Source organism: Echinicola soli (assembly GCF_006575665.1).
Classification (GTDB): Bacteria; Bacteroidota; Bacteroidia; order Cytophagales; family Cyclobacteriaceae; genus Echinicola; species Echinicola soli.
Genome location: NZ_CP041253.1, coordinates 4777501 through 4801185, shown reverse-complemented (window position 1 = coordinate 4801185; position 23685 = coordinate 4777501). Strand labels below are relative to the sequence as shown.

Annotated in this window: 16 protein-coding genes; 14 read left to right on the top strand and 2 right to left on the bottom strand. The window is 44.9% G+C overall.

Annotated features, from left to right (window positions below):
* The first annotated feature begins 3 nt into the window (after window positions 1-3).
* The 9 genes from FKX85_RS18705 to FKX85_RS18665 all read left to right on the top strand — a co-directional run bounded on the left by FKX85_RS18705 (window position 4) and on the right by FKX85_RS18665 (window position 14032).
* Window positions 4-1635, top strand: a complete 1632-nt coding sequence (locus tag FKX85_RS18705) for a RagB/SusD family nutrient uptake outer membrane protein (RefSeq protein ID WP_141616180.1) — start codon at window positions 4-6, stop codon at window positions 1633-1635.
* 32 nt (window positions 1636-1667) lie between these two features.
* Window positions 1668-2795, top strand: a complete 1128-nt coding sequence (locus FKX85_RS18700; RefSeq protein WP_141616179.1) for a SusE domain-containing protein — start codon at window positions 1668-1670, stop codon at window positions 2793-2795.
* 163 nt (window positions 2796-2958) lie between these two features.
* On the top strand, window positions 2959-4113 hold the full coding sequence (locus tag FKX85_RS18695) for a glycoside hydrolase family 76 protein (RefSeq protein ID WP_141616178.1): 1155 nt from the start codon (window positions 2959-2961) through the stop codon (window positions 4111-4113).
* 609 nt (window positions 4114-4722) lie between these two features.
* The gene (locus FKX85_RS18690; protein ID WP_141616177.1) at window positions 4723-6141 is read left to right on the top strand and encodes a glycoside hydrolase family 125 protein; all 1419 of its coding nucleotides are present in this window, start codon (window positions 4723-4725) and stop codon (window positions 6139-6141) included.
* 150 nt (window positions 6142-6291) lie between these two features.
* Window positions 6292-8454, top strand: coding sequence for a GH92 family glycosyl hydrolase (locus FKX85_RS18685; protein WP_141616176.1), 2163 nt, complete (start codon window positions 6292-6294; stop codon window positions 8452-8454).
* A 6-nt stretch (window positions 8455-8460) separates the two neighbouring features.
* Window positions 8461-9339 (top strand): ROK family protein, encoded by an 879-nt coding sequence (locus tag FKX85_RS18680; RefSeq protein WP_141616175.1) that lies wholly within the window; start codon window positions 8461-8463, stop codon window positions 9337-9339.
* Window positions 9340-9554: 215 nt separating this feature from the next.
* Window positions 9555-12236 carry an alpha-L-rhamnosidase gene (locus tag FKX85_RS18675; protein WP_141616174.1) on the top strand — a complete coding sequence of 894 codons (2682 nt, stop codon included), beginning with the start codon at window positions 9555-9557 and terminating at the stop codon, window positions 12234-12236.
* 224 nt (window positions 12237-12460) lie between these two features.
* Complete coding sequence (locus tag FKX85_RS18670; protein WP_168196289.1) at window positions 12461-13066, top strand: RNA polymerase sigma factor; 606 nt, start codon at window positions 12461-12463, stop codon at window positions 13064-13066.
* Window positions 13067-13120: 54 nt separating this feature from the next.
* A complete protein-coding gene (locus tag FKX85_RS18665; RefSeq protein ID WP_141616172.1) occupies window positions 13121-14032 on the top strand; it encodes a serine hydrolase in 912 nt (303 codons plus the stop codon).
* Window positions 14033-14363: 331 nt separating this feature from the next.
* On the opposite strand, the gene FKX85_RS18660 is transcribed toward FKX85_RS18665, so the two are convergent.
* Window positions 14364-14942, bottom strand: coding sequence for a TlpA family protein disulfide reductase (locus FKX85_RS18660; protein ID WP_141616171.1), 579 nt, complete (start codon window positions 14940-14942; stop codon window positions 14364-14366).
* Between the two features lie 635 nt (window positions 14943-15577).
* On the opposite strand from FKX85_RS18660, the gene FKX85_RS18655 reads away from it, so the two are divergent.
* Window positions 15578-17836 (top strand): Tex family protein, encoded by a 2259-nt coding sequence (locus FKX85_RS18655; protein ID WP_141616170.1) that lies wholly within the window; start codon window positions 15578-15580, stop codon window positions 17834-17836.
* A 194-nt stretch (window positions 17837-18030) separates the two neighbouring features.
* Here FKX85_RS18655 and FKX85_RS18650 read toward each other — a convergent pair whose 3' ends face one another.
* Entirely contained in the window at window positions 18031-20358 is a 2328-nt protein-coding gene (locus FKX85_RS18650; protein WP_141616169.1) for a TonB-dependent receptor family protein, read from the bottom strand.
* Between the two features lie 300 nt (window positions 20359-20658).
* Here FKX85_RS18650 and FKX85_RS18645 point away from each other — a divergent pair, with 300 nt between their 5' ends.
* The 4 genes from FKX85_RS18645 (at window position 20659) to FKX85_RS18630 (ending at window position 23555) form a co-directional block, all read left to right on the top strand.
* Window positions 20659-20916 (top strand): hypothetical protein, encoded by a 258-nt coding sequence (locus tag FKX85_RS18645; protein ID WP_141616168.1) that lies wholly within the window; start codon window positions 20659-20661, stop codon window positions 20914-20916.
* A gap of 11 nt (window positions 20917-20927) precedes the next feature.
* Entirely contained in the window at window positions 20928-21695 is a 768-nt protein-coding gene (locus FKX85_RS18640) for an XRE family transcriptional regulator (RefSeq protein WP_141616167.1), read from the top strand.
* A gap of 475 nt (window positions 21696-22170) precedes the next feature.
* Window positions 22171-22950, top strand: coding sequence for a DUF1080 domain-containing protein (locus FKX85_RS18635; RefSeq protein ID WP_141616166.1), 780 nt, complete (start codon window positions 22171-22173; stop codon window positions 22948-22950).
* The gene (locus FKX85_RS18630) at window positions 22947-23555 is read left to right on the top strand and encodes a 3-keto-disaccharide hydrolase (RefSeq protein ID WP_141616165.1); all 609 of its coding nucleotides are present in this window, start codon (window positions 22947-22949) and stop codon (window positions 23553-23555) included. The genes FKX85_RS18635 and FKX85_RS18630 overlap by 4 nt, the downstream gene beginning before the upstream one ends.
* Window positions 23556-23685: the final 130 nt, after the last annotated feature.

Genomic DNA, 23685 nt, shown 5'->3' with positions numbered 1-23685 from the left:
GCAATGAAAAAACTCAATAACTATACAATCATGTTATCGGCGTGCTGCACGCTGCTTTGGACAGGGTGCAAGGACTTGGATTTGGCGCCGGAAAATACCTTTACGGACTTGACTTATTGGACCTCTGCGGCCAAAGCCGAAAGCATGCTGAATACGGCATATTCGCAGATGTTTACCAGTAATCGCTTCTTTTATAATGAAGGAGCCTCCGACAATGCCTTCAATGGCCGCGGTGACAATGCCGGTGCGGCTTCCCTGGCCGCAGGCACATACGACCCTTCCCTTGGCCGCCTTCAGTCGCAGTGGGACGATAATTACAGTGCCATCAAAACCTGTAATATCATATTGGAAAATATCGATCGTGTGGAGGATATGGACGAGGCAGAACGCGAGCGCATCAAAGCAGAAGCACGCTTTATCAGGGCTTATCAGCATTTTCAGTTGATGACCTGGTTTGGAGATGTTCCTCTATTGGACCAGGACATCACCATCGAGGATGCCCAGACCATTTCACGAACACCAAAAAACCAGGTGCGGGAGTTTATCCTGAGTGAATTGGAGGCCGCCAGCCAGGTGCTGCCCACCCAACAGGAACTTCCCGAAGCGGAACGAGGTCGCATCACCAGTGGTGCAGCCATGGCCCTCAAAGCACGGGTTCACCTATATGAAGGCCAGTGGCAAGAAGTGGTGGAGACTACCGAGCCATTGATCATGGGAGATGAATATGGCAGTTATGCACTTTTCCCTTCTTATGAGGGCTTGTTTATGCCTGAAAACCAGTACAGCCAAGAAGATATCCTCAGCCTGCAGTATGTGCCGCAGTTACGCACATGGGGTGAGTTTTTTGACATGGCGCCACTATCGGCAGGGGCCCGACTCAATGCCCTGGCACCCACGCAGGAATTGGTGGACAGCTATCTGATGGAAAATGGACTGACCATCACAGATCCCAGTTCAGGTTACGATGAGAGTGACCCATATGATAACAGGGATCCAAGGTTGACTGCGACCATCGTTTACCACCTCTATGAATGGGAAGACAATGGCGAAACCCATACCATTTATATTGAGCCGGGAACAGACCCGGATGAATCAGCAGCAGATGAGTATGTGCCGGGTTCGTCTTCCACGACGACGGGTTATTATACCAGGAAGTATTTTGATCCCTCACGTAATACGGATTTTGCCTCAGGGCTAAACCTGATGCTTTTTCGATATGCCGATGTGCTGCTGATGTACGCAGAGGCCAAGAATGAGCTTAATCAAATGGACCAGACGACCTGGGACGAGACTGTCAGAGCACTCCGCGAAAGGGCAGGATTTGAAGCACCGGCAGCACTGGATTTTGATGCCGATCTTGGCCAGGAAGGCTGGAGAGAAGCCATCAGAAACGAACGGCGGGTAGAATTGGCTATGGAAGGTCTGCGGGTATTTGATATCCGTAGGTGGCGCATAGCAGAAGATGTGCTGAATGGATGGGCTCACGGTGCCCAATTTGGCCCACCTTCCGAAGACAATGGTTACTTACGGGTAAACCTGAGGTCCTTTGATCCTTCCAAGCATTACCTGTGGCCCATCCCACGTGATGAACGCAACCTGAATCCTAATTTGACCCAAAATCCCGGCTGGGAATAAACCTGAACAATAACCTGAAAACAATACGAACAATGAAAAATACAAGCTATAAACTCCTTTCCTTTCTGATGGTGCTGGCTGCCTTTTGGGGCTGTCAGGAAGATGCCGAGATGCATACTGAAGTGACACCTGTGCAGTCCTTATATTCACCAGAAAACAATGCTTACATGAACCTTGGCGCACAGAGTTCGGCCATATTTGAGTGGGAAGCGGCCAAAGCAGCAGACAATGGTGTGGTGCTCTATGATGTGGTATTTGATGAAGAAGGTGGGGATTTCTCCGATCCATTGTTTATCATTCCATCAGATGGAAGAGGGATGCAGCGAAGACTCACCCTGCCATTTTCAGAGCTGAACAGCATTGCCGAAAGGGCAGGTATCCAACCTGAGGCGGTAGGAAAACTACAATGGTCGGTACAGTCCTCCAAGGGAATCAATGTCCAGGAAATCATGGATATCAGAACGATCGAAGTGGAAAGACCGGCCGGTTTTCCTGCCCCTGATGAATTGTACCTGACAGGCTCTGCCACAGAAGCAGGAGAGGACCTTGGCGACGCCATATTGATGAAGAAAACCAGTGCCAATACCTTTGAAGCTTATACTTCCTTGAAAGCGGGATCCTATTCCTTTGCCGAAAGAAATTCCGGTGAACCGGATACCTACTACATCGATGGTGAAAAGCTGCGGGCAGACGGAGAAACAGAATATACGGGTGACCAAAAAGTGTATCGTATCCGAGTGGATTTCTCCAATGGTACCACCGAAATCCATGAGATCGGAGATGTAGAGTTGTGGTTTGCACCAAATGGTGAATTCTTCACCACACTGCCTTATTCGTCCAATGGAACCTGGATGGTAGCAGATTATCCCATCGAGTTTAGACAGGAAAGTTGGGGCAGAGATGAGCGGTACAAGTTCCGTTTTATGGTCACTGATGCTGAGGGCAACACCACAGAAGAATGGTATGGAAGTACCAATGGAGATAACCAACGGCCAAATGAATCGACTGGCCCGGCTTATTGGTACATGGTGCCCGTGACCAATGACCGCTGGAACAACTGCTTTAAATTTGCCACAGAGGTGGACAATGCCGCTGCCGACATCCAGATAATTTTCAATGCAGAAGTTTCGAATTATACGCATTCCGTGACTGTGGAATAAAGAGTGGGATGTGACCAGCAAACCGTCATTGCCAGAAAGTGGAAAAAAAGATTTCTTTTTTTGATATGGGATCGCTTCACGCTGCTTTTGCAATGACGGTTTATAGCCACTGAATAAACAGGGAGTATAAAAAGAGATTGACCAAAAATGAAAAAGCAAAACGATGAAAACATATAAAATAGCCTTGTCAATACTAGCGATAAGCGGGACATTTTCGGCTTGCATAGAAAGTGATCTGGGCCCGTTACGCAAGGACTTTGACCAAGTGGAGGAGAAGCAGTATGATTATGCCGCCACGGCCGATTCGATGCAAAACAGCCTTTATTCCCTCTATATTGCCGAGGATGGTACCTTTAATTATAACCCAGGGGGGAACTACGGCCAGTATTGGCCAAATGCCCATGCGCTCCATGTGTACGTGGATGCCTATTCCCGGACAGGTGATGGCGCCTATCTGGACAAAATGAAGAAATTGCTCCATGGGATAAGGGACAGAAATGGAGGAACCTTTTCGAATGTCTTCAATGATGATATGCTGTGGCTGGGCAATGCCTGTGTCCGCGCTTATAATGAAACAGATGATGCCGAATACCTGGAAGTAGCCGAATTCCTTTGGGAGGATATTTTGGAGAGCCATAGTGAGGTATTTGGTGGGGGCATTACCTGGAAAAAGGACACCCCCAATCTCAAAAATGCCGTGTCCAATGGACCAACTATTGTTTTGGCCACCAGACTGTACAATGTTACCCAAGAGGAAAAATACCTCACCTGGGCCAAAGACCTTTACGAATGGCAAAAGGCCAATTTGGTGGATCCGCAGACCGGATTGGTGTGGGATCATATCGAATTGATCGAAGGCACCCCTACGGTCAAAAAGGACTGGATATTTACCTATAATGCTGGGACATGGATAGGTTCTGGCCTGCGCATGTACCAAATTACGGGTGAAACGGGCTACTTAATGGATGCACTTCAGACCGCCGAATCTGCCATGAATAGGTCTGAATTGTCCACAGAAGGTATTCTGAAAAATGAAGGACAGGGTGACGGTGGACTGTTTAAGGGTGTCTTTGTCCGTTATTTCACAGAGCTGATCCAAGAGCCTGCGGTGTCCGACGGTGATCGTGGAGACCTGATAAGCTTCTTAAAATTCAATGCCGAAACGTTCTATGCCAGTGGCCTTCGCCGGCCAGACATGCTTTGTGGTCCCAATTGGCGTGAATTGCCCGGTGATCAAGTCGACCTTTCCACCCAATTGTCAGGTATGATGCTGATGGAAGCTGCGGCCTTGCTGCAAGAAGAAGGGGTGTTGGAATAGGGGTGGACGAGGTATGAAGTATCAAGTAATGAGTATTGAGACCTGAGTAGTGAGATTTGAGACTCAAGACAATTGTCCTTTCCCTTGCAGGGGAGGGAGGTTAGGTGGGTAGATTGGAGAAAAGGGAGAAGACAAAAGTAAAAGTGCAGATAGCAAAAATATAAGGTTGAGTCGCGGGAGACTCAGTCTTAGCGTTGTCCCGCCGTCTCTGACGCGGGACAACGCTAAGGCGCTGTTGTGCCGGTTCTCTGCCCCGGTACTAAGAAATATTGAGTCCCCCTGTCTGGGCACAGCCCCCGTCATAACCAATAATGGGCAAAAGCTTGGGAAGGTTTGAGAGGAATTGGCCCAAACTTTTAACCAGGGAAAGAACCGGTTATTATAATGTTTGACAATGAAATCTAATAATTAATCCGGTCAACTTTAATCGGGCAGTACACAATCAGAAAAAATGATCAAGAAATGCCAAACTTACTATTCTCATTGGTCTTCACATAAAATTCTTTGTTTGGTAACGCTAAATCGATTAATTTACGTGAAAATTCAATTAATAACCTCATAAAAAGTGATCCTCCCGGTTGTATTGGATCGCAAAATATAATTTAAGACATGATCAGAAGGGATTTTATCAAAACCAGTGCTGCGGCGTCATTTGGATTGGCCATGGGGCCTGGAGCATCCATGGCTGCGGGACTTGCCTGGAAGGAGACCAACCGTCCACCAAGAGCCCAACGAAACTTTACCAGTAAGGCAGTTGAAAACACCATTGATGAAATAAAGAAGAACCTTAAGGACAAGGAATTGGCCTGGCTTTTTGAAAACTGCTTTCCAAATACCTTGGATACGACAGTGGAGTATTCCGAGGAAAATGGCGAGCCAGATACCTTTGTCATCACTGGAGACATCCATGCCATGTGGCTGCGTGATTCTTCCGCGCAGGTTTGGCCCTATGTGACCTTGGTGAACGAGGATAAAAAGCTGAAGAGGCTTATTCAAGGGGTAATCAATCGCCATAATGAGAGCATCATCATCGATCCATATGCCAATGCCTTTAACAATGGCCCTACGGGAAGTGAATGGGAAAGTGATCATACGGACATGAAGCCCGAGCTTCACGAACGGAAGTGGGAGATCGATTCCCTGTGCTATGCTGTCCGCTTGGCCAATGGCTACTGGAAAGAGACAGGCGACGCCGGTATCTTTGATGACCGCTGGGAAAAAGCCATGAAGCTGGTCGTGAAAACGTTCAAAGAGCAGCAGCGAAAAGAAGATAAAGGCCCCTACCATTTCCAAAGGACTACCCCAAGGGCAACAGACACACTGTCCGGAGATGGATATGGCAATCCTGTGAAACCAGTTGGTTTGATCTGTTCTGCTTTCAGGCCATCGGACGATGCTACCATTTTTCCATTCTTGGTACCTTCCAATTTGTTTGCCGTGCAGTCTTTGAGGCAGCTTGCGGCGATTTATAAGGAGGTGAAAAATGATGCTATTTCAGCCAAGGAATGTGAAGACCTGGCCAATGAGGTGGAGAAAGCACTCCATAAATATGCGGTTGCCGAGCATTTGGACTATGGGAAAATCTATGCTTTTGAAGTGGACGGTTATGGTAACCAGCTTTTCATGGATGACTCTAATGTGCCATCATTGCTGAGCATGGGGTATTTGGGGAGTTTGGATATTGACGATCCAATCTACCAAAACACCAGGAATTTCGTGCTGAGCGAGGATAATCCCTATTTCTTCTCAGGAAAAGCGGCCAAAGGAATCGGCGGTCCTCATGTGGGCATGGACTATATCTGGCATATGAGCATCACCTTGCAAGCCATGACCGCTACCGATGATGCAGAGATCAAGCAATGTTTGGAATGGTTGAAATCCACACACGCAGGCACTGGATTTATGCATGAAGGATTTCATAAGGATGATCCAGATAATTTCACCAGAAGCTGGTTTGCTTGGGCAAACACGCTATTTGGAGAACTGATTTATACCTTGTACAAAGAAAAGCCGCATTTGCTGACATAATGAAACGCAAAAAGGGTTTCTCGCAGTGCCTTGGAGGCAATAAGTTTCTGGATCGCTGCGAGGAACCAGATTGTTCAGCTCATCCAGCTGTCTTTGTACTTTACTATTCATTACTAGGAACCTATTATACCTATTGAAATAACCTGACCTATGAACCGTTCTTTGAGCTTTAGTATGCTGATCATGTTGGCCCTTCAGCTGATGGGCTGCGCCTTTGTATCGAAAGAGGAAGTGGGATTTTCGCGCTATGTCAATCCATTTATTGGCACGGCCCCTTTGACAGATCCAGCCCAAATTGGCTACACACCCCCTGAAGGATGGAGGGTCTGGGCGGGCTTGACCTACCCTGGATCATCACTTCCCAATGCCATGGTGCAGCTGAGTCCAATCACACAATTTGGGTCTGGGGCTGGCTATGAATATGAGGATACCGAGATCATTGGATTTACCCACACCAACAAGGGACACTGGAACCTCTGCAACATCCCCATTATGCCCATCAGCCCTGATGCCGGGGCACCTTTCAAGTCCACTTTTAGCCATGAAAAAGAATCGGCTTCACCGGGCTACTATGAAGTTTATCTGGAAGATTACAAGGTTCAGGTGAGATTGACCAGTACATTGCGGGCTGGAGTGCACGAATATACTTTTGAAAACAACCAAGAACGTACAATCCTATTTGATTTGGCAAAGGCCAATAATGGTGTGTCCGATTGGGAAATATCCAATCCTACTGCAAACACCCTGCAGGGATTTCAGCGGGTAGGCCGTGACAAGGTTCACTTTTATGTAGAACTGAGCCAAGATGTGGAGACCATGGAGGTGACTCAGGAAGGCAGTAAGGATGGTTATGCCAAAATAGCCTTGGCCAATGGAAACGATGCTCCCGTATTGCTTAAAATAGGGCTTTCTTACGTCAGTGAGGCCAATGCCAAAGAAAACCTGAAGCAAGAAGTGGGCGATAAATCCTTTGAAGAAGTTCATCGGGCAGCAGAAAAAACCTGGGATAAACTCCTGGGTCATATTAAGGTAAAAGGTGGAAGTGAAAAGGAAAAAACAATGTTTTACACTTCCCTCTATCGCTCTTTTCAGTGGCCAGCACTTAGAAGCGATGTGAATGGCCAGTTTGTGGACGAGCGAGGAAAAACCAGAACAGAGGAGTTTCGCTATTATACCTTGCCATCCCTCTGGGACACTTACCGAAACAAAGTGGTATTGCTGAGCATTATGCAGCCAGAGGTGACTGCAGATGTGATCCAGTCGCTGGTCGAGAAAGGTAGTCACAGTGGTTTTATCCCTACATTTTTTCACGGTGATCATGCGGCACCGTTCATCACTGGAGCCTATCGCAGGGGAATTACGGATTTTGAGGTAGAAAAGGCTTATGAATACCTGCTTAACAATGCTTATAAAGAGGGGGGAACCCGTCCACATATCAAAGAATACATCGAAAAAGGCTATATTTCAGACCCTGATGTGGAAAATCCCCATGTAGAAACCAGCGCTAAAGCAGGTGTTTCCAAGACCTTGGAATTTGCCTACGATGATTATTCTCTTGCGCAGTTTGCCAAGATCATGGGAGATGAGGAGCATTACCAAGACCTGATCAAACGTGGCCAGAATTACCGAAACGTATTTGATCGGTCGGTGAATTTTATGCGTGGAAGGCTGGAAAATGGAGACTGGATCAGCCCATTTAACCCAGAATACCCTTACTACGAGTACATGTACCGTGAAGCCAATGCGTGGCAGTTGTCCTTCTACGTACCTCATGACATGCCAGGACTGGTGGAGCTATACGGTGGAGCTGAGCAGTTTGAAAAGAAACTGGATACCCTGTTTACCAAACCTTGGAATCCTGAGTACATCGCCCGCAATGTCAGTGGATTTATGGGACAATACTGTCACGGCAACCAGCCTGACCATGAAGCGCCATTTTCGTACTATTTTGTCAATAAGCCTGAAAAATCCCAAGCGGTAATCGATAAGTTATTGGCCGATTATTATGGTATTGGTGAACATGGACTGGCACTTTCCGGTATGGATGATGCTGGGGAAATGTCCTCTTGGTACACTTGGAGCGCCATGGGGCTTTATCCGCTCAGTCCGGCTGATCCTGAGTATTTGGTCACCGTTCCGGTATTTGACGAAGTGGAGTGGACCATGCCTTCAGGAAAATCTGTAGTGATCAACAATCCCTCAGGAGGAAGAAGTTTAAAGGGAATTGAAGTGGATGGAAAGAAAATAGATGGTTATTTTATTCCTCATAATGTGTTGGAAAAAGGTGGAACGGTTATATTGACCACTGAATAAAGAGACATGAGCAAGAAGGAAACATCACATGTTTTAGGAGTGGACGTAGGAGGTTCGCACATTACCGTTGGTGTGGTGGATTTGGTGGGCCGTACCATTGACAAGGAGCGCCTTGAGCGCCACCCGGTAGATTCCAAAGGTAGCACAGCTGAAATTTTGGATGCTTGGGCAGGAGCCATTGAGCCACTCTGTGGAAAGGAGGTTTTGTCCAATATCCATATTGGCATAGCGATGCCCGGGCCATTTGACTATGATGCGGGCATTAGTTTTATCGACAGTACCCAGGATAAATATGAGTCGCTGTACCGGAAAAATGTAAAGGACCTACTGGCCAAAAAATTGGGAATAGCCAATTCTCAAGTCCGGTTTAAGAATGATGCTGCCTGTTTTTTGCAAGGAGAGATTTTTGCCGGTATCGCAAAAGGATATAAAAGGGCCATTGGAATGACGCTGGGTACAGGAGCAGGTACGGCTTATTACCACGGTACAGAAGCTCATGATGCTGCCCGTTGGGGAGAGGAGTTTGGCGATAGCATAGCAGAGGAATATTTTTCGACGAGGTGGTTTGCCAAAAAGTACCAAGAAATGACGGGCAGGGAGCTCAGTGGGGTTAGGGAGTTGGTAGAGATGAAGGAGAAAAGTTGGGTGCAGGCGATCTTTAAGGAATTTGGCAATAACTTAGGTAAGTTCTTGGCGAAATTTGCAAGTGAGGAAAATGCTGAGATCATTGTCTTAGGAGGAAGCATAGCACACTCCTCAGCATTGTTTTTACCGGAAACCAAGAAGGTATTGTCTCAATTCTTACAAAATGTTCCTATTAAAAAAAGTATCCTGGGAGAGGAGTCTGCCCTGATCGGGGCGGCGAGCTGCTGGTACGAAGGGTGATAATTAGTATCAAGTAGTGAGATACGAGTATTGAAACACGAGAATAACGTCCCCGAACGTATCGGGGCAGGCTATTGCGATCGCAGAACGGAGTGAAGCAATCTCCTTCTCTTTAGACGAGACTGTTACAACTGTTAGGGTGATACCGTAAGACCAATTATCCAATTTTGCAATCTTCCAATTTTAAAAATTTCCAATATTTCAGCCCATAAACCATGAAGATATTGCCTAAAGCTACCCTTACCATTTTTTTGTTGCTATTGACCTTTGGCCTTACATATTCACAAAAGTCACTCAAAACGGAATACATGGTGGATCCGCTTGGATTGGATACTTCGCATCCGCGATTGACTTGGCAAATGGATGATGCCAGGCAAGGAGCTGCCCAAAGTGCATACCGCATTCGGGTGATGAAGGATAGGCAAGTTTTGGGAAATGGATCGGAAACCGTTTGGGATAGCGGTAAGATAATGGATGATGCGCAACTGGTGACTTATGCAGGTGAAAAATTGACGCCATTTACCATGTATTTTTGGACGGTGGAAGTATGGGACAAAGAGGGGAATTCGCGGGGAATTTCCTCCAAGGCCATTTTCGAAATGGGCATGATGGATGATGCCAATTGGCAAGGAGCCTGGATCAGTGATGGCCAAGGCCAAGAAGTAAAGCCTGCGCCATACTTTCGGAAGGAATTTGTCACTTCCAAGCCCATTAAGAAAGCCAGGGCCTACATTGCTGTAGGAGGGCTGTTTGAATTGCATGTTAATGGTAAAAGAATAGGGAATCATCAGTTGGATCCAGCATATACGAGATTTGATCGAAGATTGCTGTATGTGACCCATGATCTCACAGCTATACTCCAAGATGGGGCAAATGCCATTGGAGTCCTCCTGGGAAATGGCTGGTACAACCACCAGTCTATGGCTGTTTGGGATTTTCATAATGCGCCATGGAGAGACCGCCCCACTTTCTGTATGGACTTGAAGATTACCTATGAAGATGGAACGGAAGAAACCATCCGTACGGAAAAGGGCTGGAAGACAGCCTATAGCCCTGTCGTTTTCAATAGCATTTATACCGCAGAGCACTATGATGCCCGGATGGAACAGCCGGGCTGGGATAAGCCGGGTTTTGATGACCAGGAGTGGAAAGAAGTCATTTATCGTTCGGCACCCGCAAAGGAAATTTCTGCACAGGTCATGCCGCCCATCCGATACAATGAGACCATTCCGGCCAAGACGGTGAGAAAAATCAACGATTCGACCTATGTATTTGACTTGGGTAGAAACATTGCCGGGGTCAGTGAGATCAATGTAAAAGGAGAGGAGGGGACTACATTGAGGTTAAAGCACGGTGAACGGCTTTATGATAATGGCCGAGTGGACATGTCCAATATCGATGTGCACTATCGGCCCACCGATGACAGTGACCCTTTCCAGACGGATATTTATATCCTAAAAGGAGCAGGGGAAGAATCATTTAAAGCACGGTTCAATTATAAAGGCTTTCAATACGTGGAAGTCACCGCTGATCGACCTATCAACCTTACCAGGGAGAGCTTGACAGGTTATTTTATGCACAGTGATGTGCCTGAAGCAGGGAAAATTGCATCCGCTAATAAAACATTGGACGGGATATGGTGGGCCACCAACAATGCCTACCTGTCCAATCTTTTTGGCTATCCCACAGACTGTCCACAGCGTGAAAAGAACGGCTGGACGGGAGATGCGCACATTGCCATTGAAACGGGATTGTACTCCTTTGATGGGATCAAGGTTTATGAAAAATGGCTTGATGATCACCGTGATGAGCAGCAGCCAAATGGGGTACTGCCATCCATTATTCCCACTTCAGGATGGGGGTATGAATGGGGAAATGGGCCTGATTGGACAAGCACGATTTGTTTGATTCCATGGAATGTTTACCTGTTTTATGGGGATACCCGCATTTTAGAGGAAAATTATGATGCCATGAAGCGGTATGTGGACCATATCACAGCGATCAGCCCTAACGGTTTGACATCTTGGGGACTGGGGGATTGGGTGCCTGTAAAGTCCAAGTCACCAGTGGAATATACTTCTTCCGCTTATTACCTGACCGATGCGAGGATTTTGGCCAAAACGGGGAAGCTACTTGGCCATGAAGCAGATGCTGAAAAATACGATGCACTCGCCAAAAAGATCCAACATGCCATCAATGAAAAATACTTGGACAGGGAAGCCGGCATTTACGGAAGTGGTATTCAGACAGAAATGAGTGTCGCACTGCAATGGGACATCGTACCAGATGACCTGAGAGAGAAAGTGGCTGAAAACCTCGCCAAAAGGGTAGAAAAAGACGACTTTCACCTGGATGTAGGCTTGCTAGGCACCAAGGCGATCCTCAATGCGCTGAGTGAAAATGGCTATCCTGATATCGCTTATAAGGTAGCGGCGCAGGAAACTTACCCTTCATGGGGATGGTGGATTGTCAATGGTGCCACGACCCTGTATGAAAATTGGATGATCGATGCAGAAAGCGATATTTCCATGAACCACATCATGTTTGGTGAAGTGGGAGCATGGATTTATAAGGCATTGGGCGGTATCAAGCCTGATATTGAGCAGCCTGGATTTAAAAACATACGCTTGGAACCTCATTTCGTAGAAGGACTGGACCATTTTGAGGCAAGCCATAAAAGTCCGTATGGTCAAATCATTTCATCATGGAAGCGGACACAAAACGGGCGTGTCCATTATCATGTGAAAATCCCTGCTAACTCCACGGCTACATTGATTTTGCCGGAAGAATGTGAAATTAGCGGAAAGGATATTCCTGAAGTATTGCATGAAATAACGGCCCCTGGTAAGACGGCCTACCGGATCGTGGCCGGGACTTATAAATGGGAAATCAAGTAACCATACAAAGGGAGGGGATGCAAGAAGAGTAGAATGAATTACATATTTATTGAAAACGGGTTGATATAAAATTTCGAAAAAACTTTTTCTGAGGTAATTATTAAGCTGTTTTCTTGCTTTTCTTAAAGCATTTATGTTCTTTTAAATAAAGGAGGCTATAAAGCCTTTTTTATTGAGTAAATAGCTAAACCGATTTAGTTTATTTATTAGTTTTTGAGATGACCATGAATGACCCGATAACCCTCGAAATTACAGACGCTTACCTAGTGGAAAAGATCAAGGAAGGTGATGAAATAGCCTATTATCACCTCTATGAACGATATGCTTCCAAGATTTATCACGTCAGCAAAAAGATGGAATTATCCCATCATGATGCTGAAGAGGTAGTCCAAGATGTGTTTTTGTATCTTTGGAAGAAGCGGAACGATCTAAGATCAGACCTGTCCATCAACGCCTATATTTTTTCGATTGTCCGGAGCCTGGTGATCAAGCGATGTCAAAAAAAGGCACGTTTTATTGCCTATCAGCAATATGCGATCCCTATGAGCAAAGATTTTTCTAACGTGACCGAGGATACGGTGATCTATCAGGACTTACATGAATTTGCGACCAAGGCCATCGATACTTTGCCGGTAAAGCAACGGGAGGTTTTTATGCTGAAGACTGTCAATCATATGACAGCCGAGGAAATAGCTGCCCAACTCAATCTTTCAGTAAGAACGGTCGAAAACCAAATTTACAGGGCTACCAAATCACTGAGAAAACAGGTGGAAAGTACCCAAGAAGTTTCACTTGGTCTTATTTTAGTGGTTTTGGGTTTGATTAGTTAGGAGGAATCCTGATCTTGGCAGGGTTCTACTATTTATCGCTTAACCTATTTAGCCATGCACAATAATATTTTTATTGGGGTCTTGATCCTGTTAATAGGGGGGGCTTGCCATTCCCGTTCTACCGAGGAACATTCCATCAGTGAACTTCACCAAGCAATTGACTCACGTCTGAACAAGGAAGAAGGAGACTTTGCGGTAGCTTTCAGGTCGCTGGGAGCTGATCCAGTAACACTTTTGATCAACGAAAAGGAGACGTTTCATGCGGCCAGTACGATGAAGACTCCAGTGATGATCGAACTCTACAAGCAAGTGGCTTTGGGAACGATCTCGTTGGACGATTCTGTGAAAATAGTCAATGAATTTAAGAGCATTGTGGATGGAAGTCCATACCGTATGGATCTTTCTGTAGACAGCCAAGAAGGGCTCTATAGCAAAATAGGACAATTCAGTACCTATCGCGAGCTCAATTTTGAAATGATTACGATGAGCAGCAATCTTGCCACCAATATCCTGATCGATAAGCTGGATGCCAAAAAAGTCACAGAGACCATGCGGTCACTGGGGGCCAAGGACATAAATGTGTTAAGGGGAGTGGAAGATTTAAAAGCATACGAACAGGGACTAAGCAATACCACGACGGCACATGACCTAATGCTGATCATGGAAGCCATCGCTGAGGGAAAGGCCGTGAGTAAAGAGGCTTCCTTAGCAATGTTCGAGGTGTTGAAAGCCCAACACTTTAATGAGATTATTCCCGGACAGCTTCCAGAAGATGTCACAGTGGCACATAAAACTGGTTCCATTACAGGAGTTCGGCACGATTCTGGAATAGTAGAATTGGCATCTGGGAAAAGATACGTGTTAGTGCTGCTTTCTAAAAACCTGAAAGCCCCTGAAGAAGGTATCCAAGCGATGTCCGATATAAGTAAACTATTATATGATTTTATGAAGGATAAGGAGGGGTGACTTAGCTTAAACGTCCGACAGAAATCCTGTTTGGACCTTATGTCCAGAAGGTTTAATTTATAACTAAGAGCAGATAAGTTAATTGTTAAGTGGATGATTAAGCCTTTAGTCCCCCCTTATCTTTTGTGATTGTTTTAAATCATGTAAAATGATTTTTATGCATTTTAAAATGTTGTTACCAAAGTTAATTTATATTGCTTAAAATCAAAATGTTCATTAGATTATTGTCGATTTATAAGCGAAAAACATTTTTCATTAGGGAATTTATAACCTTTAGTAGGTTTTGTCTGTGCTAAATTGGAGAATTTTTAAATGGAAAACTGTATATATTCTATTGCTTTTGGCCGGTAAGAAACGCCCTAAATTCATTGGTATCAAAATTACTCATTCCTTCTTGCCTAAAAAGGATTTTCCCGTCAGGGCCGATGACCAGGGTGGTAGGGATAGATGAATGTTTTAGCGAGGCATTTAGCCCATAGCTTGCATGGACAACAGGAAAAGTAAAGCCTTGTTCCTTGATGTATTTTTGGGGCTTTTCCACTTCATTGTCCAAGCTGACCATAAGGAAGGCGATGTCCTTTTCATCTTTCAGCTTTTCATAAAGCGATGCGATATGTGGCATTTCAGCCCTACATGGAGGACACCAGGTCGCCCAAAGGTTAATAAATACCGTCCTGTTTTTAAAATCCTGCATGTCCACAAGATTGCCATTGAGGTCGGTGAATTTTACGCTGTAGTCAAAATCTTTTCCTATCTCGTTTTGCTGTTCTATGTTGGGCTTTATCAGTCCAGTGGAGAGGATGATGGATTGGATTTTGCCGACAATAGGCGCATACCAGCCCATGAAATAAATGACGGCAAAAACACCAAAGATGATACCCCAACTTTTTATTTCTTTTTTCCAGTTCATTATTGTGTTGATCAGATCAATGAAAATTGATGATAGTCGATAATGTACTTTATCTCCACCAATTGTACAAATCTAATTTACGATCAGGACAGTTTAAGGTTTTAAATCCTCACTGGTGTCCTGTCTGCTGAGCTGCGGGACAATGAACGAAGCAGTTGCCTGAGGTAAGCGATCTGTCTTTTGAGCTGAAAGCTCAAATTTTGTCGTGCCGGGGCGCAGCACTCGTCGCAACAGAGAGTAAAAACTGTCGACCTATATCAGTGTCTTCCCCGTCCAAGCGAGGGGAAATTGATCAGTAACCAATTTTCAATAAGCAATGTGAAGTGGACAATAAGCATTGGGGCTCAATTCACCAATAATCAATCCTTTAATTTTCCAGTTTTCCAATCTTTCAATAGTAAACCTCCCGACTCTCAGACACAAGACCTCAGATACTAGCCCCTAGCGATAATGTGACCGAAACGTACAACCTTATAACCTCCAAACTTTTCAACATTCCAACCTTTCAGCATTCCAACGACCTTGAACCACAATCCCTTAATGAATTTGGACACAATAAAAATGAAATCCCTTCAGAAAACTCTTTCAGAACCTTTAAATTGCAAACCTAAAGTACAGCATTAGTTGAATAATTTATGAATATCAATCATTATCTAAAAATAGCCGAAGAGCTAAACGTCAGACAGAAACAAGTGTCCGATACCATTGAATTGTTGGACGGAGGTGCCACGGTGCCCTTTATTTCGAGGTACCGTAAGGAAGTGACCGGATCATTGGATGAAGTGCAGGTGGCCGCTATCAGGGATAGGGTACAGCAACTTCGGGATTTGGATAAAAGGAGAGAGGCGATATTAAAATCCATCAAGGAGCAAGAAAAACTGACACCGGAGCTGGAAGAGAAAATCAACGGGGCGGAGACCATGGCCGCTTTGGAGGACCTGTACCTTCCGTACAAGCCCAAAAGGCGGACCAAGGCGACCATTGCCCGTGAAAAGGGATTGGAACCACTTGCTGAAGCGATCTTTGAGCAGACATCCATCGATTTGGATGAGGAAGCCAAGGCGTATATTGACGAAGAAAAAGAAGTGGCCTCCGCAGAGGATGCCCTCCAAGGAGCCAGAGACATCATCGCCGAATGGATCAATGAAAACGCTGAACTGCGAAAGAAAATGCGGAACCTCTTCATTGAAGAAGGAAAATTTGTCTCCAAGGTGATCCCTGGCAAGGAAGAAGAGGCAATCAAGTATAAAGACTATTTTGAATGGACCGAGCCGATCAAGACCGCCCCATCACACCGTGTATTGGCGATGAGACGAGGGGAAAAGGAGCTGTTCCTGATGTTGGATTCCTGTCCAGAAGAACTGGATGCGCTGGCACTGATGGAGAAAATGACAGTGACTGCGCAAAATACCAGTTCGGAACAAATCAAGCTGGCCATAAAAGACTGCTATAAACGTTTGATGAAGCCTTCCATGGAAACTGAGGTTAGGCTGTATACCAAGAAAAAGGCAGACGAAGATGCCATTAAAGTGTTTGCCGAAAACCTAAGACAATTGCTCCTCGGAGCTCCTTTGGGCGAAAAATCAGTAATGGCCATTGACCCAGGTTTTAGGACCGGCTGTAAATTGGCCTGTCTGGGGCCACAAGGGCAGGTGTTGCATTACGATGCGATCTACCCCAATGAGCCGCAGCGTAAAAAAGCCGAATCAGCGGCCTTGGTGAAGCACCTGGTGGAGAAACACCAGGTAGAAGCCATTGCCATCGGAAATGGTACGGCCAGCCGGGAAACAGAACAGTTCTTCAAGTCCATTGGGCTGCCAAAAGAAGTGTTGATCGTCATGGTAAATGAAAGTGGCGCATCCATTTATTCGGCATCAGATGTGGCCAGGGAGGAGTTTCCTGATTTGGACTTGACGATCAGAGGAGCCGTTTCCATTGGCCGGAGGCTGATGGATCCATTGGCAGAACTGGTGAAAATTGATCCAAAATCCATCGGAGTGGGCCAATATCAACATGATGTAGATCAATCAGCGCTGAAAAATTCCCTGGATGATACCGTGATGAGCTGTGTAAACGGCGTAGGCGTGGAAGTAAATACCGCTTCCAAGCAGCTGCTGACCTATGTGTCTGGGCTGGGGCCTTCTCTGGCACAAAATATCGTGAATTTCAGAAACGAAAATGGGCCTTTCAAGAGCCGCGAAGATATCCGAAAAGTGCCAAGGCTTGGGGATAAGGCATACGAGCAGGCTGCGGGTTTCCTCCGTATTCAAAACGCCCCCAATCCCTTGGACAGAAGTGCGGTACATCCGGAGCGTTATGAGCTGGTGAACAAAATGGCCACTGATATAGGGGCAAGTGTATCGGAGCTGATGAAAAGCGATGAGTTGCGTGCTAAAGTAATCCTCAAAAACTATGTGACCGAGACCGTTGGGCTGCCGACTTTGCAGGATATCATGGAAGAGCTATCCAAGCCCGGCAGGGATCCTCGGGAGACTTTTGAAGTATTCAACTTCCAGGAAGGAGTGAACGAGATGAAAGACCTGAAAGTGGGCATGAAACTTCCCGGTATCATTACCAATATCACCAACTTTGGGGCTTTTGTGGATGTGGGGGTACATCAGGATGGCCTGGTACACCTGAGCCATCTGGCTGACAGGTATGTTTCTGATCCCAATGAAGTAGTAACGGTAAACCAAAAAGTGGAAGTGACCGTAATGGAGGTTGATTTGCATAGAAAGCGAATCGGTCTGAGCATGAAGTCAGATCCTTTTGCCGAAAGAGGAAAGGGAAAATCCAGTGGAGGTAAGCGGGAAAGAAAAAGAGAGCGGGAAAAAGAACCCGAAGGAGACATGGCCGCCAAGCTGGCCATGCTGAAAGGGAAATTTGGGAAGTAAAGGAAAGCAAGGATAGAAAGCAGCCGGTTGATGGAATTCAGCCGGCTGCTTTTTACTTGCTGTGTATTTATGCGTTGTTGAGTTACCTTGCTCTAAAAACCACATAGACACAGTAGGGCATATAGAACAGCTGATAGTCTATGTTATCTTTGTACCTATGTGGGGCGAATACGATAAGCAAGGCTCATGAATTGTCAAAAATTATACCGCGCACTTAACAGCGCAATCCTGCTTTCCCATTCAGCCCTGAACTCTTGGTAGAAGTCATTGGACTGGTTATAGCCGCCAAAGTTTCTGGTGTTGAAGACGTCACGAACACTTAGGGACAGGTTAAGTTTGTCGTCCATCAACTTTTTCAGCAAAGTGGCATCCATACTATAGCGGGCAAAATCACGCCCTTGAGCCTCTACTTCAGGGGATTCATAATCACCCACCAGTTGCAGAGTGAAGGCATAAGGAAGCTTAAAATCCGTGGTGATTTTGGAGTTCCAGGAAAAACCCTTGCTGACAAATTCCTCACCGATATTTGATCCGTCCACTTTACTTTGGAACATCGAAACACTTCCGTTGATGTTCCACCAATCGGTCAGGTCAGCCATGCCGATAAACTCCAGGCCATATGCTTGGCCAGTGTTCAGGTTGGCAGGCTGCTGGTAGGAAATCCCGTCTTCCACCAAGGTGATATAGTCCAATACACCATCCACGTGTCTGTAAAACAAATTGGTGGTCAGGCTGGCCTTTTCCATATTGACCATATGGCCCACTTCCAGCGAGTTGATCATTTCAGGCTGGAGGTTGGGGTTACCTCTTCTTACACTAAGGGAGTCGGTGATATCTGGAAAAGGATTGAGCCTCCAGGCCGTTGGTCTGTCGATCCTTCTGCTGTAAGTGAATTTCAGGCTGTTTTCCTCATCCAGTTTGTACAGCGCCTGGACACTGGGGAAGAGGTTCAGGTAATCCTGTTCGTTCAGCTCGTTGGTGTTATAGAGAAGGCCTTCCACAAGGGTTTGTTCGGCCCTTGTGCCAAGGGAAATGTCCCACTTTTCGCCTGATCTGGAATAAATGAAATAGGCCGCGTGGATTTGGTCCTTGTACAGAAAGTGGTTGCTGATATCGGTGTTTTCGGCGAAGTCATTGGCACTTTCAGAGAATTGGTAATATTTATAATCGTTGTCAAACTTCCTGAAGGTGGATTTTAAGCCCATTTCCAGTTTTACTTTTTCATTTACCGGGTGAATATAGTCCGCCTGTATGACCGAGGTGTACCTTTTTTCATCCGTCAGGGCTTTTTCACGGCCGTTAAGGTTTTGCGGTATTGCTTCTGAGGTATTCCGGTAAATGTTGATGTTCTGGGTTTTGTATTGGTTTTGATAGGAATTATTGGCACTTATTTTAAGTTCACGGTTCTTGTCATCAAAGGTCCTTTCGTAGATCAAGGCATTGTCATAACCGTCATCTGTCTCTGACTCGTTGTTTTGCCTTACATATTGGAGCAGCAGATCATCGGTTTCGCTATCGGTCATTTTGGAGTACAGCGAATTGTTTTCAGAATCCTTGCCCGTGAAATACACCCCTTGATAGCTTAGTATATTTTCACCAAAGTAATAATCAGCGCCATAGTTGAGGTTATGGTTTTTTCGCCTGTCGCGGTTTTCACCTTGTTGGTTGAGGAGTTCATTATCCTCATACACTTCACGGAAGGTAGACCGCTGACTCACGCCTTTCCAATCCCTGTAATTATAGCCCGCATAGACATTGTACTTGGTGGTGGTGTGGTTGAACCTGGCACCGGTATTGAGTCGGCTTCGTGTCCCATAGGTGAGTTCGGCACCGCCATGGGTTCCCATATCTTCCCCTCTTTTCAGGATGATATTGATGACACCGCCCTCGGCTTCTGCATCATAGCGGGCATTCGGGTTGTTCACGACTTTGATTTGCTCAATTGCGCTGGCTGGTATTTGGTCAAGGTTTTGGGTGAGCGAGGAATTTCTCCCGTTGATCAATATATTGGTACCCGAGCTTCCTCTTAGGGATATGGATCCATCATCGGATACACTGATAGAAGGGGTGTTCCTCAAAATGTCCAATAGTGTGCCCCCGACATTGGCCAGGTTTTGCTCAGGAGTGATGACCAGTCCTTCGACATCGGTCCTCATGGGAATGGTGTTGGATTGTACCACCACTTCGTCCAGCTGCTTTCCCTCAGAGGTTAATTCAATAGTCCCCAGGTCACGGTCTTGGTTGACTTTCAGGTTTTCCATTTTCTTGTTTTCATAACCGATCAAGAAAACCTTTACATCATAGGTACCACTTTCCGTTCCCAGATTGAAATTCCCGTTTTCGTCAGATTGGGTGTAGGTGATGGTTTCATCTCCTCCCGCTTCAAAAAGTGCCACTTGGGCAAAAAGCAACGGCTCCTTGTTTTCACCATCTACAATTTGTCCAGTAACAGATAACTGGCCGAATACTGCCATTGGTGATAAGCATAAAAATAGTGGAATGATGTAGCTAAATGGTTTCATTGTTAGTTATGTTAGTATTAATCCTAACCAAAATTAGGGCGGTAGGGTTTAGGATCGAGGGAGCTTTTGGATCAATGGATAAATGAGCTGATTTGCGGTACCTGTACGGTCAGGTATAAGTAGGATAATGTCTTTTTGGCGAAATTAACGGTGGAAGTTAAGGCTAGATCTGAGATGAGAATTTTTATTGTGACAATTTGTGTCTCATTTTGGTTAATTTAGCAAACCTATTTTTGTTTATTATGTAAACATCTATATCTTAGTGGTTGTAAAAGAAACATTAATAGATACCTAAAGTACATGGAAAAGTCTCCCAAGATCAGAATCGTCAGTAAGCTTCTTGCTTCTGGAAACCACCAGGTAAAGTTCTTTGTAGAAGATGAGGTTCATCCGCGATATGGATACTTATTGGTTCAAGGGGATCGTGCAGTCTCCGATGTGATCGATGAAATCCGCGAGCGTATGGAATTAATGGAGCGATCGAATATAGATTTAAATCGATTTTCGTTTAAAAGCCAATGGAGAGACGATCATAATTTTTACCTTTATAGTGCTTAATATCAGTCAACATGCTACTTGGAAAAAATCTTAGGTATTTAAGGAAGCAAAAGCAAATGACCCAAGAGAATCTATCTGATCAATTGGGGATCAAACGGACGATGATTTCCGCTTATGAAGATGGAAGGTCGGAGCCTAAATTGTCAACCCTTAAAGTGATTGGAGACATACTTTCTGTTTCCATCGATGAGCTGCTTTTCCATGACATAGAGGAAAAGGGGAGGAGAGCCATTCAAAAGCGTGATGTTAAGATCTTGACCGTATCCCTGGATCAAGATGATAATGAAAATATTACCATGGTTCCCCAAAAAGCATCGGCAGGTTATCTTAATGGTTATGCTGATCCGGAGTACATGCAGCAGCTTCCTCAATTCCATTTACCCAATCTTTCCAAGAATGCCACTTACCGTGCCTTTGAGATCAGCGGCGACAGCATGTTACCATTGCCACCCGGTACCGTTGTCATTGGTGCATATGTGGAACAGCCATTGGAAATAAAAAGCGGCAAAACCTATGTTTTGGTTACTGCTTCAGAGGGGATAGTATATAAAAGGGTTTTTAACTATCTGGATGAAAACGGGAAGTTGTTTTTAGTATCCGATAATGAAATGTACAAACCTTATGAAGTCCCAGGAGAGGAAGTGGAAGAAATTTGGGAGGCCAGAGCGTTTATAAGTACAGACTTTCCCAATCCAAAGGATAATAACAAGGCAGTCACCTTGGAAGACTTAGCCGAGATGATTTCAGAATTGAAATACAGTATTACCAAATCCGGCTAAGTTTGCCAGACGCATTTACCCGATGATGTACATGCTTTTCTACCAGTTAAAGAATATTCAGCAAATTGCCATATATCGATCAATGACCGAATAAAGAATTCGGGCAATTTGCGGACTTGTGTCTCCATAATTCTATTGCTGGCACTGTTCCATATCATCCCTTTTTTATAGCTTTTTGTTCATAAAACGGCCAAGGGTTACATTTTTTATTTCATACCCTATTCCTTTCATAAAGTTATTTATCAAAAAAAATAAACAAAGAGTAAATATATATATAAAAATATTATATTTATGATCTTAGATTTTGAATAATATGCTGATCAGTATTCGTAAAATAGGCGTTACAGCAAGGTTTGGATCAAAAGTTCTGTTTGCTATTGATCCTTTTAAGAGAGGGGCAAGGGATGTGCCTGATAAGAGTATATTTTGACATGAAAATAAAATATAGCTATCAATAAAATTAAATACTGTTTAAATGAAAAAGACAACACTAAGCTTCATTGCAGTAGCGGCCATAATGGCGGCCTGTAATAGTGGTAAAAAGGATACTGCCGTAGAGACGGAGGTATCGGAAGTAAAGGCTTCTGATATAGGAGCTGAAGTTAAGGATAATACCCTTACCCAAGACGAAAAATCAGAAGGCTGGCAGCTGCTCTTTGATGGTGAAAGCGCTGAGGGATGGAGAGGCTATGATGCGGAAGAATTGCCATCAGGCTGGATTATTGAGGATGGTAATTTTATAGCACTTGGTAAAGGAGGAGATATCGGAGGAGATGTGGTGTACGGAACGGAGGAATATGGTGAATTTGAATTGAAGATAGACTGGAAAATTGCCGAAGGAGGAAATAGTGGTATTTTCTATCACATAGTGGATGAGGCCACTCACGAAGCAGCTTATAACACTGCCCCTGAATACCAGGTCATCGACCAGATAGGTTTCCCCCAAAAGTTAGAAATGTGGCAATCCATCGGTGCGGATTACGGAATGTACACACCGGATTTTGAAGGTGCCGTAAAACCAGCCGGTGAGTGGAATACCACTCGTATTGTCTTTACCGAGGATAAAGCAGAGTATTTTCTGAATGGGAAAACGACTGTTTCATTTGATCCTTGGTCAGAAGATTGGGAAAAAAGAAAAGCGGAAGGAAAATGGAAAGACTATCCGGACTATGGCGTGGCCAAATCCGGCTTTATAGGTCTGCAAGATCATGGAGCGAAAACCTGGTACAAGAATATTAAAATTAGAAAACTATGAAATACGTAAAAACGCTTCTACTGCTCATTCCGATAGTAGTGGTTTTGACTGCTGGAGGTTTGGCGGGTAAAAAGATAAAGCTTTTTAATGGTAAAGATCTAAGTGGATGGACAGTTTATGGGACAGAGAAGTGGTATGTGGAAGATGGACTGTTGATCTGTGAAAGTGGCCCTGATGAAACTTATGGTTATTTGGGGACAAATGAACATTACAAGGATTTTGAGCTAGAGCTTGAATTTAAGCAAGGTGCGGATGGTAACAGCGGAGTTTTTATCCGATCCACTGTGGACGGTACCAAGGTGTCAGGATGGCAGGTGGAAGTAGCACCCCCCGGGCATGATACTGGAGGTATTTATGAATCTTACGGAAGAGGTTGGTTAGTAAAGCCAGAACCAGAAAAGGATGAAGCACTCAAATTCGGTGAGTGGAACAAAATGAAAATTCGTGTAGAGGGTGATCGTGTCATCAGTTGGTTAAACGGAACTGAGATGGTCGATTTTTCAGATGCCAAGATTGGTGAAGGCGAAGGAGGTATTTGTCTTCAAATCCACGATGGAGGAGGAATTAAAGTTTACTGGAGAAATATAAAACTCAGAGAACTTTAGGATACCATATATGATAAAAGCATTTAAAAAGAGGTGGCCAATTGGACACCTCTTTTTGGTTTGTACAGGTGGGGGTAACCAGGGAAAACCCATTCAATGAGGCGATGTGTTTTTATTTGGAAAAATATAC